We start from the raw sequence: 12,745 nt of genomic DNA, 5'->3' as shown, positions 1-12,745 counted from the left end.
GTTCACTAACTCCCTCAAAATAAGAGGAGCTTTCAAGCTTCAGAAAAGAGGGTATGGTATGGAACAGCAGTTATCAGCAAACATCTCAAGAACGATTCAAACAAAGTTGGTATTGCCGCCTGACACGAATCACATGGGAACGATATTCGGTGGTACCGTTTTATCGTACATTGATGAAATCGCAGCGATTGCCGCCATGAAGCACAGCAAGAAAGTGGTTGTCACCGCATCCATTGATAATGTAAACTTCTTATCGTCGGCTAAAGTGGGAGACATCCTCATATTAGAAGGTGTAGTAATCTCAACGGGAAGAACGTCTATGGAAGTATACGTAAAAGTGGAGTGTCAAAATCTAGAGACGGGGAACAGGACGTTGAACACCACGTCAATCTTAACGATGGTGGCCATTGATCAAAACGGTAAGCCGTTTCCGGTACCGAGTGTCATTCCTGAGACAGAAGAGGAAGAAGCACTCTTTAAAGGTGCTCCACTAAGGAAAGAAAGGCGTTTGTTATATAAAAATGTAAACAAAATTTAAGGTTTCTTTAAAAGTTATAGTTGTAGTTTTTTCTTTCTTCTTTGTAAGTTGGTTGTAGCGGAAGGTTGCCTGCCTGCTACATGAGAAGCTTCTCGCAAGGCATGCGACGAGGAAGTCCACTTTCTAGCATAAACTTGTAGACGCAGGAGCAAAGAGACAACTTTGAAGCGGTCAGGTGGAGACTCCTAATGGCGCAAAGCGGCAGGAGGCTCACCGTTCGCCCCGTGGAAAGCGTGCAACCTGGAGCGGAAACCAACAACTAACAAAAGCAACAATGTATACAAATAAACCTATTTTAAAAGGAAAAGGAAGTGAGAATCCCAATGAAAATTAAAAATATAATATTTGTAGCATTGGGGTTCTTTTTCCTAGGTTTAGGCGTTATCGGTATCGTCTTGCCGTTGCTTCCTACAACACCACTCTTACTACTCGCATCTTATTTCTTCGTAAAAGGTTCAAAAAAGTTTGAAGTGTGGTTTAAAGGAACCGACATTTATAAAAAACATCTAGATGATTTTGTTAGGAATCGTTCGCTCACTAAAAAGAAAAAGATCATGATCAGCCTGTTTTCAGATTCGATGATCTTGATTACTTTTATCCTTACAGACAGTATGATCGCAAGAGTGATTTTGATTCTTGTGGTGATGTATAAATATTATTATTTTATCGTTAAAATTAAAACGGCATAGAGAATGTGTGGAGATAAAGAGAGCAGCCTAATCAAAGGCTGCTCTCTTTATCTATCATGAAGAGGCTTTGTACATAACCACCAATCGTAGCACTCGATCTCTCCTGCTTGTGCTTGTTCTGCCCGTTTTTTAGCTTCTTGTACTGTGGCAGCTGGAGGAACGATAAGACGGTCTCCAACAAGCTCGTTTTTCGGCCAGTTTGCAGGTGTTGCTGCTTTATTTCTATCTGCTGTCTGCAGCGCCTTAACCGCTCTTAGGATCTCGTTGATATTACGGCCAACATTTTCAGGATACGTAAGGATAAGACGAATCTTGCCTGTCGGATCTACGATATAAACACTCCGTACTGTTCTTGTTCCCATCGTAGGGTGTATCATTCCTAGTCTAGTAGCAATCCGGCCTAGACTATCCGCGATGATCGGAAAAGTAATCTCTACTTTTAAATTCTGCTGTATCCATTCGATCCATTTTAAGTGTGAGTATACTTGTTCTACAGATAATCCGATTAAGTAAGTGTTGAGCTTTGTAAACTCAGGCATGAGCTTTTGAAACGCAACAAACTCTGTTGTGCATACGGGTGTAAAGTCACCCGGATGGCTAAAGAGGACAAACCAATGACCTTGATAGCTTGTTGGGAGGACAAGTTCCCCAAGGGTTGTATGAACCGTCATCTCCGGAAATTGATCGCCAATAAAAGGCTTTGAAAATGTTTGTGTAGATTCCATCCCTCTCTTCTCCTATCTTCCTTGGTTTCCCATCATCTTGCTCTTTTTCAACAGCTGAGACTCTCCTGTTTTTTCCCACTCTTCTACCTGTTCAATAGCTTGTTGAGGTGTAAATCCTTGACCAACAAGAACACCAGATAAAATAAATTCCTGATAGAGATGAGTTAAGTTAATGCCTTCTTCGGTCTCTTTTAATGCTCTTTGTACTAACGGATCAATGTACGAAACCCATTGGTCTGCTAAGCTCTCCGTTTGAGGCATTCTGTGTTCTTGATGAAAAGAACGAGGAGCACTTGATGTACTGTTTAACGTGAATAAATAGTTGTACTTAGCGCTGTGCTTGATCTCATCTGTAATGATGTTAAAGAGAATATCTCGATAATACGTATTAGGAAGTCCTTGGCGAATAACGCGATATTTCTCTACGGCAGCAAGTTCGCCAAACAGCGCTTTTACAAGTCCGTCTTTATAGGTTTTCGGTTTCAGAAACTCTTCTCCGTTCATTGGTGGAACTTCTTGGCCGGTAAGATCTTTGTAGATCATTCTAAAGAGTTTGTTATGCCTTTTCTCATCATCTCGAATAGATGCGATGATTAATTTTTGTTCGTTTGTGGGTGCCTCAGAAATTAAATAGTCGTAAAATAATTCATCTTCCCTTTCACCAGCAACAGCTTCTCTAATGAGTTGAAGAGATAGTTGAAGTGCTTGCTGCTGCCCATCACTCTGCTGTTGTCCGGTGTCTTGTTGCTGTTGTTGTGGGTTCATATAGCTCATCAAGATAACCTCCAAAAAAATGATTGTCGCATTAGTATATGCACACGCCTAAATTTTGTTTATACACAAAGATTTAAACACCACATGTCCGATGCATGAATAAGAATGAGCATATAGCTCGTTGAAAAATAAGGAGTGTTTATAGTGGATGAACTCATGTGGCTAGCGATTGGTGCAGCCGCAGTTTTTATAATAGAAGCGGGTGGTTATTTATATTGGAGGTTTTTGGGAAGTGGCTCACTTAAACTCTATATAAATGATGGTCAGAGACCCGAAAGAGACTTCAAACTGATTCAGACGTTCAAAACGTTGACACAAAGAATTGCACTAATCGATGTCTCAGGAGAAGTATGGGTCTACAGCAATGGTGAAATCATGTTTGGCACGAAACAAGATGAAAATGAGTATGCAGAAGTGATCGTACATGTTCCGATGGCCGCAGCGAAAGAGACTAAACGCATCTTAATCATCGGTGGCGGAGGCGGAATCAGTGTGCGAGAGGTTTTGCGTTATGAGAACGTTGAGGAAATTATCGCTGTAGATGTTGATGCGGAGATGATGGATCTTGGAAAGAACTTCGATCGTTTAGTTACATTCAATGAGGGTTCATTAAATCATCACAGAGTGAGAACGGTGATTGAAGATGGCAGACATTTTGTAGAAGAAAGCCTAGAAACGTGGGATGTGATCATTGTAGACATACCAGAACCGACTGAAAGATGTCCAAGTCTATCCCAATTGTTTTCTTTAGAGTTTTATCATCAATTAAAAGAACACTTAAACCCGGGTGGTGTTGTATCCATTGCTTGTTCAACCGTCAACCTGATGCCAGAATATATGTGGAGCATCGAAAAGACGTTAAAAGAATGTGGACTTTTCACAATTCCCTTTCATAATTTCTCTAACAAGACGGGTGTGGATTGGGGTTATGTCCTCGCTTCGACATTACCGGTAAAGCGAGAAGACATCCGATTAAAAGTTACCGTTCCATTCTTAACAGAAGGAAGACTGAAGGATGTGTTGGAACTACCTTACTACTTGAAAAACCTTGAAAACAAAGGTGATATCCAGACCGATCAGAACACCGTCCTCTTAGATATTGTAAGAAGAGAATTGAATAATTGACATAGATAGCACTTGTGTAACTTACAAGTGTTTTTTTAATGATTAATATTATGGATTAGGAGTAACTAGCATTTCTAATAAACTGAACGTTAATTATTTTTGTTATTCATGAAGCTGAGTGTGCAACTTGGTAACGGCTTGTGACAGGTTGGTCAGAAGTGGATTTACGATGAGAAGATCATGACATATACTGGTTAAAAATAAAGTGAAACACATAAAGGGGGCGTGAGATGAAGCTTACAATACTTGAAAGTGATGATCATGAAGGCTTGGAAATCATTGTGAAATGCAAAATGTTAAATGATGAAGTTATTAAAGTTCTAACTTCGTTGAGGTCCCTTGAAAGAAAAGTATTGGGTACAAAGGATGGAAAGGTCTATCTTCTTTTACCAAATGATATTTATTATTTTGAGTCAGTTGATAAAAAGACATTTGCTTATACCGAAAAATCGGTCTATGAGGTGTCATTAAGGTTGTATCAAATTGAAGAGCTCTTCGGTGATGTGAATTTTTTTCGTGCTACAAAAGCAAGTATATTGAATCTCGATCGATTACAATCCATTTCCCCACGAATTGGAGGCAGGTTAGAAGTGAAAATGGAGAACGGAGAGAACCTATTAGTGTCCCGTCAGTATGTGCCTGTTTTAAAGGCAAAGTTAGGTTTTTAAATTAAAGGAGGCGATGATATGTTTAAAAAAGTAATGGCGTATACGGTAGCATTTAAAACGATTATGAGCTTATTCTTTTCGGCAGGAATCATCATCTATGTTGTGTTCGGCTATATGCTCGGAAAAAGGGAGATCGCCTTCGAGATGATCGTTCAAATCTTTTTTATCAGTATTCTGGTTACTGGTTTGCATTACTTATTTTGGACGGAGGACACTAAAGTAAAGTTAACAAATAGTTGGAAACTGATCATACAATATTTTATTCTCGGCTTCGTTTTAATAGGGATGTCCCAAGTATTTAACTGGTTCGAGTGGGGAAGTAAAACATTTTATATGATGTTGGTTCTGTTTCACATTCTTTATCTGGGCGGCATACTTGGGTTCACTATCTATTTTAAAGTGCTAGGATTTCAATTCAATCAGAAGATGCAGCATTATCGAAAGCAGAATCAAGTTCGCTAGTTTATAAAATTTTTTTAAGAGTATAGTGGGGTAACAATCATAATCGCAGCGACTTCGTTGCGATTATTCTTTTCTGTAAAAAAACTGAAAAGTATTAAAAAAGTGTGTCGATATTATCGTCTCCTCTTCGTCGTATAAGTAAATCAGCTTAAAAAACAATTGAAATGCTAAGGAGAGATTCATATGAATACTGTAATTTCAAAAGATGGAACAAAAATTGTTTATGACAAGGTAGGAAATGGACCTTCACTCATCTTAATCGGAGGCGCATTCAGTTATCGAAAGTTCCCAGGCATGGTTAAACTTGCAAAATTATTATCAGACCATTTTACAGTTTACACATACGACCGACGTGGCCGTGGTGATAGTGGTGACGCAGAACAGTATGAACCCGTACGAGAGTATGAAGATCTGGATGCAATTATCTCAAAAGCAGGAGGAACGGCATTCGTTTGGGGGTTATCATCAGGAGCTGTTCTTGCTTTACAAGCAGCTGCTCATGGAGCGAGCATTGCAAAATTAGCGCTCCACGAACCGCCATTTATCGTCAATGACAAAGATCATGTACCACCAAGGGATTTTTCAAAAAAGGTTAGTGAACTTGTTTCTGATGATCGCAGTGCCGATACGATTAAATATTTCATGAAGAAGGGCATGGGGGCTCCTTCATTCGTTGTAACTATGATGCGTATGATGCCTGGTGTTTGGTCCAAGCTTATGGCGGTTGCACATACCCTTCCGTACGATGCGACATTATTAGAAGGATATATGGAGGGAAAGTCATTGCCTGAAGATTTTTGGAATAACGTTACAGTGCCAACAATTGTACTTAAAGGCACAGAAAGTCCTTTAATGCTTCGTGACGGAGCAGATGCTTTAGTAAAAGTGCTTCCTAATGCTGAATTAATAAGTAAGAAGGGGCTTGGACATACGAAACAGCTTAATGTTAAAAGTATTTCTTCTGAGCTCGTCTTATTTTTTTCTGCTGTATAAACTAGAGAAAATTACTAAAGGATTTTTTTAACAAATACCGAAACCTTTTTATAGATTTATCGTGCAGATCATTAAAATGAAGAGTTAAAAATGAGGAGGCAACTACACATGAGATTTATGATGATCGTTAAAGCGACAGCAGATTCAGAGGCTGGGGTTATGCCGAGCCAGGAATTAATAGATGCCATGCAAAAATATAACGAGGAATTAGTAAAGGCAGGTGTGCTACTTGCTGCAGACGGCTTACAACCTAGTTCAAGTGGTATACGAATTTCTTACACGGAACGGGGCGGTCGTCCTAAAGTAATTGACGGCCCGTTTACAGAAGTAAAAGAACTAATTGCAGGCTATACGCTCATTGAAGTGAAGTCAAGAGAAGAAGCAATCCAGTGGGCTCTGCGTATGCCGGATCCACATGGGTATGGGCATGGTGAGATTGAACTGCGACAGGTTTTTGAAGCGGAGGAAATAATGGAAAACCCTATTCATTTAATGAAAGAAAGAGAAATTCGAAAAAAGGCTGAGGAGCAGCAAAAAGCGTGACAATGGTCGATGTAAATCGAGCGATCGAAGAGATATGGAGAATAGAATCTGCGAAGTTGGTCGCAAGCTTAACGCACATGCTGCGAGATGTAAGTATCGCTGAAGATATTGCTCATGATGCATTAATCGTCGCATTAGAAAAATGGCCAAATATCGGTATTCCAGATAATCCGGGGGCATGGCTGATGACTGTGGCCAAACGGCGTGCGATTGACTTAATAAGGCGTACAAAAAAACGTGAACAAAAATATTCCGAGCTGGCCAGAGGAACTGATCTTTACACGGAAGAAGATGTTGATCATGTGATAAACGAAGAAATTGGAGATGAACTTCTTCGTTTAATCTTTATGACCTGTCATCCGGTGTTATCACAAGAAGCTCGGGTTGCACTAACATTGCGTTTATTATGTGGTTTAACTACTGATGAGATCGCCCGTTCTTTTCTTCTGTCAGAATCTACTGTAGCGCAACGAATTGTACGTGCCAAAAGGACACTTAAATCTGAAAATATACCTTTTGAAGTTCCAGCAAAAGAAGATCGAAAAGAACGTCTATCAACGGTGCTTGAAGTTATTTATCTGATGTATAACGAAGGGTATGCGGCAACATCAGGCGATCATTGGGTTCGTCCTTTATTGTGTCAGGAGGCATTGAGATTAGGGCGCGTTCTTGCTGAGCTCGCCCAAAGTGAATCAGAAGTACATGGTCTAGTAGCATTAATGGAAATACAATCTTCACGGTTGAAGACTAGGATAAATGCAAAAGGGGAACCAATCTTACTCATGAATCAAAATCGAGCACAATGGGATCGTTTACTGATTCGTCGTGGATTAGCTGCACTCGAGCGAAGTGAAAGGATAGGTGTACCACTCGGACAATATGCGATTCAAGCGAAAATCTCTGCTTGTCATGCAGAGGCTCATTCCGTTGAAGAAACGAACTGGGTAAAAATAGCTGCGCTTTATGAGGCGTTATACAGGGTATCTCCTTCACCTATCGTTGAATTAAACCACGCTGTTGCCATCTCAATGGCATTTGGTCCTTCTATAGGACTTCAACTTGTAGATGAATTAAGTGGGGAATCTTCTTTACAGGAGTATTACCTCCTTTATAGCGTGCGTGGAAATCTTCTTTTTAAATTGAAAAGATTTGATGACGCGCGTATAGAATTTAAACGCGCTGCATCTATGACTAAGAATGAAAAAGAGAAAAGCCTTCTGATGACCAGAGTAAAAGAATGTGAGTCTTGAACGAAGTTTTTTCAAACCTAGTCGATTATAGATGTTCAGTTTCGTAGTAAAGGTAGGAAAGCTGATCACAATCCAAAGGAGGAAACGATGGATGCGATATCAGAGAGGTAAAGTAGAAATCAAGGGACATCATTCATTACGTCGAAAGCCACCACTTTCGAGTCCAAGTAAAGAAAGTCTGAAAAAGGACTTAGAAGAACATATATTTATGTTGCAAAAGGCCGATAGGACAAAAATAAAGGAGACAGTAAACGATGAATAACGATGTGACCCAATTTATTGACGAATTAAAAGACTCCTGGCAGGTAGAGTTATCTACGAATCTACGCGGAGTTGTTCACCAAGCGATACCTGACGTTCATGAGCGGATTCAGTATAAAAAGCCTCACTTCTTAAAAAACGGAAAATACGCTGCAGTGATCTCGACATCCAAAGATGCCGTAAGTTTTACGATTTTTAATGCAAATTCATTAAAACTTCCAGAAGGTCTCTTCAGTGGCCCGCCAGAACGTAAAACTATTAAGCTGCGGAAAGGTGACACGATTGATTCCGAACAACTGGCTTCTTTCGTCAGTGAAGCATCAAGTTCTCTATGAGCTAAAAAAGCGTGAGTCCAAACGATTTGGACTCACGCTTTTTTGTTATGCTCCTTTTCGTACAAGTTGTTCTTCTTTTGATGACTGATCAAACAAGTATTTCTTTACAGCGTTTGAGGAATGCTTCGCTTTTTTAACAAAGAAAGGGTTCAACCCAACTACCGTTATAAAGTTAGCCATCAATCCCCAGAAACCTTCATAGATTCCAAGGCTTGTACCTGTTGAGTAGACTGTGAAGGTAACCACGAGTCCGACAATCAGGCCAATAATGGTAGCTTCTCTAGATTGATTTCTCCAGAACAAGCTGATAACGATTGCAGGGAAAATCTGCACCATTCCTGATACACCAAGCAACTGTAGGGAAACGAGCGCTTGTGGAAACACAAGACCGAACAATAACGCAAGTCCGATAACAACGAAAACCATGCCGCGAGTGATCATCGTTAGTTTCGGTCCTTTTACTTTCGGATTGATGAGGTCACGATAGATGTTGTTTGCAAATAGGTTCGATGCACCGATCGCCATGATGGAACAAGGAATGAGTGAAGCCAGTGCGATTGTTGAGTACGCTAAACCCTGACCGATTCCACCATAAGACGTTTGAATCAATGCAAGAAGAGCAAACCTAGGATCCGTCCCATCTGGTAAAACAAGAAAAGCGATGAATCCAAGGAAAACAACAAGAATTAAAACGATATTATAAAGCGGCAGAAACAGTGCATTTTTTCGAATGGCATCTGCACTTTTTGCTGTGAAAACGCCTGTTGCCGCATGTGCCCACATAAAAAGAGCGAGTGATGATACAAAAGCTGCTGTAATGAACCATGTAACACCTTTTGGCCCAGAGTCTGGAATCGTTAAGAGGTGAGGAGCTTCCGTTACGATTTTATCAACCATAGGATTCCAGCCACCAAAGTGCATGATTGGAAGAGACACGACCATGAATAACATGATTGCCCACACTAAAACATCCTTAATAATCGCTGTATAAGTCGGTCCTTTGATCCCACTGAAAAATGTATAAAGTGCAACAAGCAAGAAAGAGGTGATCACGACCACTTTTACATTGATAAAGCCTGTCCCAGCAACCTGAAGCGTATCTTGAATACCACTCAGCTGCAAACAGATATACGGAATCAGCATAAGTACGCCGACGATGGCGATGAGTGAAGATAATAACTTAGAGTCAAAACGTTCGCGAGCATAGTCTGCTAGAGTGGTTAACTTATGCTCATTCGCCACTTTCCATAACTTCGGAAGGAAAAAATAAGAGATAAAATACGCCAGAACCGAGTAGGGAATCGCGAAGAAGGCGAGACTTCCTGCTGTGTAAGCGGTACTCGTTAAACCTAGGAACGTATAAGCTGTGTAAAGATCTGCACCGACTAGAAACCAAACGAGTAAGCCGCCAAAGCGTCTTCCGCCAACAGACCATTCTTCAACTGAGCTTCGGGTAGCTTTGTCCCTTCCGGCAAGAAAGCCGATCAAAACGACTGTTAAGATAATAAAAATCGTGATAGATAGTGCTGTAAGATTACCTTGCTGCATTTAGTCCAGGCTCCCTTCTGATTTCTGAAGTTGATAGATTCCTAATGTGCAAAAAGGAGTTAGCACAATCCACAAAAACAACCAAAACTGAAGAAACGGTAGCCCGAAAATGATAGGATCGATCCTGTTTACGAACGGTAGAACGACCAGTTGTGCGATAAATGGAGCGGAAATCAATACGATCAATAATAATTTCTTCATGCTGCATGTGTCCCTTCTGTGGTGTTTTTAGAAAGATAATGTTCACAATCATAACAGCTTAAAAAGATAGGGACAAGGGGAATTATATAAATTTTTAAAATATTTAATATTATTAGATAATGAAAGGGTTTTCATTATCTGTGAAATTAAATACTGTGTTACCTAAGCGAAAATCGGAGACTAGCATATATTAGAAGTAACCGTATAAGAGGGAGGTGGGAAACAATGATTCATTCATGTGTTTGTCACACGTTAAAATGCTTAATATACGGACAAGTCGTTGTGTTAGTAGTGGGTGGTAGACAAGTTCCTTTTATTTTTCAAGAGATTAGAGGGAATTGCGTCGTAGGAATCACGAGTGGTAATCAAGTGCTAGCTTTAGACTGCGGATGTATAACAGCAGTTATCTGTGGTAGGACTGCAGTAAACACAAATCAGTTTGCTAATCCTAACGTCATTACAATTCCTGATAGCGGAGCAGCAACACCGTATCCATCGATTATTAATGTATCAGGTTTAAGTGGGACAATTACAAATGTAACGGTAATTCTTCGTAACCTTACACATTCATATCTATCAGATCTGCAGGTACTACTTGTCGGTCCTCAAGGACAGAATGTCATCTTAATGTCTACTGTTGGAGGCACTAATCCTGGAGTTGTAAATGTTACGTATACGTTCAGTGATACAGCAGTAAATTCAATGACAGAAAATACAATTCCTCCACCAGGCATTTATAAACCAAGCACTTTTCCTCCAGTTACAGCATTACCAGGTGCGCCAGGACTTCCATATGGAACGACGCTTAGCGTTTTGAATGGAACGAATCCAAATGGTACATGGCAACTGTATGTATATGATCAATTTGCTCTAGATCAAGGAGCCATCAATAGGGGTTGGGAACTGACTATAACAACAAGAGATTCACTGTAACCGTAAGGCCTCCAACCAAAGGAGGTTTTCTTTTTTGTTACCAATCTTTTCGCTGATGTTTACCTTCTATTTGTTCAACACTATCTGGTTGAGAATAGCCGTTTTGCCTAATATGGTCTGCATTCTTTACATAAAAGTGATACTTCCAACCCTTTTCGTTATGAAACTCTACTAAAAAAATATAAGGATTGTATTGCCGTCCGACGTTTTGTGTAATCTGCCACTTTTCATTAGGAAATTGTTTCTCTAAATAAAAGGTGAGCTGTTCTTTTTTTACGGAAACGTGATAGTTAATCCAAAAGGGACGTATGATGAAAAATAGTAAAATGAGAGCTGTAATGCTAGTAGCTGTGTATAAGCCGGTTTTTCGCTTTGTTTTTGGTATTAAGAAAGCAATAATGAAAAGTGTGTTGATCAAAGTTACAGTGAATATAATTTCAATGACTGTGATCGGATGCAAATCCATGAGTATGTGCCCCCTGTTCAAAAAATGGAGTTTCATACATAGTTTATTCTATATAGAGAGGCGAATTTCTTCTTACATAGGCGGCCATTTCTATGCCAGCTGGACACCGAGATAATGAATCCACAAAAATAGCTTCTGAATCCAGAAATTTGCATGCTTAATCCAAAAGTTTAGCTGTTTAATCCACGAGTTTTAGGCTCCAATCCACATTTTTTGCCTACCAATTTAAATTTGTCCACTCCATATGGACGCAACTAAAAAAGCTGCACCCTCACAACAAAAGGGAGCAGCTTCCGCCAACCTATCCAAACCACAAATATGGTTTTCCGACCATAAACCAAAGCATAATCATCAATAATCCGAGGTATATCCAAACGGCACGCTGGAGTTTCTGAGCTAGCGCCGTTTTATCATGCGTTTCATCATCAAACTTTCGAAGCGTCGGTGAAAAGGCGCGCGCTAAAAAGAACAGTGAGCAGAACAAGATGATTAAAGTCATGAGGATCCATGGTGTGTCCCACGTCCAAGGTCCTGTGAACACGAGCAATAAACCTGACAATACTAAGACGTGACCCGCGTGTTTGGCGAGCCAAACGACAAACCGAAATGTGCCGAGGTGAGCCTGCATCTCATCTCCACTAGCGGTTCTCAGTTTTTTGATCAGTGGGAACAGGATAAAAAACGGTCCAACTGAAATAATCACGCTTAAAATATGGATATACAAGAAAATAGGATACAAAACATCCATGGAGTTAAGATCTAGCCTTTAGCAGGACTGAATTCGTGAACCCATACTTGCATATGAGGAAGCCACGGCATACCAGGGTGGTATGAAAGAATAGCGTTCTTATACTCTTCAACCGTTGCAAAGCCTTCGTCTTGGGCGTGTTGGTCAGTTAGTTCACCAAGAGATTGTCGGTATACGTTGTTCACTACGAACGAATGCCCTTCTAATTCCATGATTTCCCCAATGTCAGCATAGCGTCCGTTTCGGCGAGTTGCCGTTTTCTTGCCTTCTAGAACTTTAGCAACATCAGCTGGCATCGTTACGAGTCTTTCAATTGAACATGTTTTTGGTGGCAAATTGTTGTTTTCTTGAATTGTCATATGTAAAAACTCCTTTTCCATTTCTCCAATTCCTAATGTATCACACTTTATTAAGTAGTCTGTCTATTTTTATCGGAAGAAAACGGTAAGATGTGTCTTTGCTATGTTGAGTCAGTACCTTTATAAT

At 40.1% G+C, this 12,745-nt stretch carries 18 protein-coding genes; 11 read left to right on the top strand and 7 right to left on the bottom strand.

Annotated elements, in window-relative coordinates; genetic code table 11:
* Positions 1 to 58 precede the first annotated feature (58 nt).
* Both IHV12_RS19105 and IHV12_RS19100 read left to right on the top strand, forming a co-directional pair.
* A complete protein-coding gene (locus IHV12_RS19105) occupies positions 59 to 538 on the top strand; it encodes an acyl-CoA thioesterase (protein ID WP_144704267.1) in 480 nt (159 codons plus the stop codon).
* A 323-nt stretch (positions 539 to 861) separates the two neighbouring features.
* On the top strand, positions 862 to 1,227 hold the full coding sequence (locus IHV12_RS19100) for a YbaN family protein (RefSeq protein WP_197191909.1): 366 nt from the start codon (positions 862 to 864) through the stop codon (positions 1,225 to 1,227).
* Between the two features lie 47 nt (positions 1,228 to 1,274).
* On the opposite strand, the gene IHV12_RS19095 is transcribed toward IHV12_RS19100, so the two are convergent.
* A complete protein-coding gene (locus tag IHV12_RS19095; protein ID WP_197132385.1) occupies positions 1,275 to 1,952 on the bottom strand; it encodes a peroxiredoxin in 678 nt (225 codons plus the stop codon).
* A gap of 12 nt (positions 1,953 to 1,964) precedes the next feature.
* Positions 1,965 to 2,726 (bottom strand): ferritin-like domain-containing protein, encoded by a 762-nt coding sequence (locus IHV12_RS19090; protein ID WP_197191908.1) that lies wholly within the window; start codon positions 2,724 to 2,726, stop codon positions 1,965 to 1,967.
* Between the two features lie 144 nt (positions 2,727 to 2,870).
* Between IHV12_RS19090 and IHV12_RS19085 the strand changes: the two genes are divergently transcribed.
* The 8 genes from IHV12_RS19085 (at position 2,871) to IHV12_RS19050 (ending at position 8,363) form a co-directional block, all read left to right on the top strand.
* Positions 2,871 to 3,851, top strand: a complete 981-nt coding sequence (locus IHV12_RS19085; protein WP_197191907.1) for a spermidine synthase — start codon at positions 2,871 to 2,873, stop codon at positions 3,849 to 3,851.
* Between the two features lie 230 nt (positions 3,852 to 4,081).
* Entirely contained in the window at positions 4,082 to 4,519 is a 438-nt protein-coding gene (locus IHV12_RS19080; protein ID WP_197132394.1) for a LytTR family DNA-binding domain-containing protein, read from the top strand.
* Positions 4,520 to 4,537: 18 nt separating this feature from the next.
* Positions 4,538 to 4,981: a hypothetical protein gene (locus IHV12_RS19075; protein ID WP_197132397.1), complete on the top strand. Its 444-nt coding sequence runs from the start codon at positions 4,538 to 4,540 to the stop codon at positions 4,979 to 4,981.
* A gap of 183 nt (positions 4,982 to 5,164) precedes the next feature.
* Positions 5,165 to 5,974 (top strand): alpha/beta fold hydrolase, encoded by an 810-nt coding sequence (locus IHV12_RS19070; protein ID WP_197191906.1) that lies wholly within the window; start codon positions 5,165 to 5,167, stop codon positions 5,972 to 5,974.
* A 108-nt stretch (positions 5,975 to 6,082) separates the two neighbouring features.
* A complete protein-coding gene (locus IHV12_RS19065; protein ID WP_197191905.1) occupies positions 6,083 to 6,517 on the top strand; it encodes a YciI family protein in 435 nt (144 codons plus the stop codon).
* A gap of 2 nt (positions 6,518 to 6,519) precedes the next feature.
* The gene (locus tag IHV12_RS19060) at positions 6,520 to 7,767 is read left to right on the top strand and encodes an RNA polymerase sigma factor (protein WP_231620807.1); all 1,248 of its coding nucleotides are present in this window, start codon (positions 6,520 to 6,522) and stop codon (positions 7,765 to 7,767) included.
* A 91-nt stretch (positions 7,768 to 7,858) separates the two neighbouring features.
* The gene (locus IHV12_RS19055) at positions 7,859 to 8,029 is read left to right on the top strand and encodes a hypothetical protein (protein WP_197191903.1); all 171 of its coding nucleotides are present in this window, start codon (positions 7,859 to 7,861) and stop codon (positions 8,027 to 8,029) included.
* Complete coding sequence (locus tag IHV12_RS19050) at positions 8,022 to 8,363, top strand: DUF1801 domain-containing protein (protein WP_197191902.1); 342 nt, start codon at positions 8,022 to 8,024, stop codon at positions 8,361 to 8,363. The genes IHV12_RS19055 and IHV12_RS19050 overlap by 8 nt, the downstream gene beginning before the upstream one ends.
* A gap of 45 nt (positions 8,364 to 8,408) precedes the next feature.
* Here the strand turns inward: IHV12_RS19050 and IHV12_RS19045 are convergent, their stop codons facing one another.
* Together IHV12_RS19045 and IHV12_RS19040 are read right to left on the bottom strand one after the other, a co-directional pair.
* The gene (locus tag IHV12_RS19045) at positions 8,409 to 9,911 is read right to left on the bottom strand and encodes a sodium:solute symporter family protein (protein WP_197132414.1); all 1,503 of its coding nucleotides are present in this window, start codon (positions 9,909 to 9,911) and stop codon (positions 8,409 to 8,411) included.
* Positions 9,912 to 10,112 (bottom strand): DUF3311 domain-containing protein, encoded by a 201-nt coding sequence (locus tag IHV12_RS19040; RefSeq protein WP_137791444.1) that lies wholly within the window; start codon positions 10,110 to 10,112, stop codon positions 9,912 to 9,914.
* Positions 10,113 to 10,337: 225 nt separating this feature from the next.
* Here IHV12_RS19040 and IHV12_RS19035 point away from each other — a divergent pair, with 225 nt between their 5' ends.
* On the top strand, positions 10,338 to 11,045 hold the full coding sequence (locus IHV12_RS19035) for a proprotein convertase P-domain-containing protein (RefSeq protein ID WP_197191901.1): 708 nt from the start codon (positions 10,338 to 10,340) through the stop codon (positions 11,043 to 11,045).
* Between the two features lie 37 nt (positions 11,046 to 11,082).
* On the opposite strand, the gene IHV12_RS19030 is transcribed toward IHV12_RS19035, so the two are convergent.
* The 3 genes from IHV12_RS19030 to IHV12_RS19020 form a co-directional block, all read right to left on the bottom strand.
* On the bottom strand, positions 11,083 to 11,511 hold the full coding sequence (locus IHV12_RS19030; RefSeq protein ID WP_197191900.1) for a hypothetical protein: 429 nt from the start codon (positions 11,509 to 11,511) through the stop codon (positions 11,083 to 11,085).
* A 301-nt stretch (positions 11,512 to 11,812) separates the two neighbouring features.
* Entirely contained in the window at positions 11,813 to 12,259 is a 447-nt protein-coding gene (locus IHV12_RS19025; protein ID WP_197191899.1) for a DUF2269 family protein, read from the bottom strand.
* An 11-nt stretch (positions 12,260 to 12,270) separates the two neighbouring features.
* Positions 12,271 to 12,618: an ASCH domain-containing protein gene (locus IHV12_RS19020; protein WP_197191898.1), complete on the bottom strand. Its 348-nt coding sequence runs from the start codon at positions 12,616 to 12,618 to the stop codon at positions 12,271 to 12,273.
* Positions 12,619 to 12,745 lie beyond the last annotated feature (127 nt).

The sequence above is a fragment of the Fictibacillus sp. 7GRE50 genome (genome assembly GCF_015903875.1).
GTDB lineage: Bacteria > Bacillota > Bacilli > Bacillales > Fictibacillaceae > Fictibacillus > Fictibacillus phosphorivorans.
The sequence above is the reverse complement of the archived record's forward strand: the minus strand, read 5'-3'. Positions and strand labels throughout refer to the sequence as shown.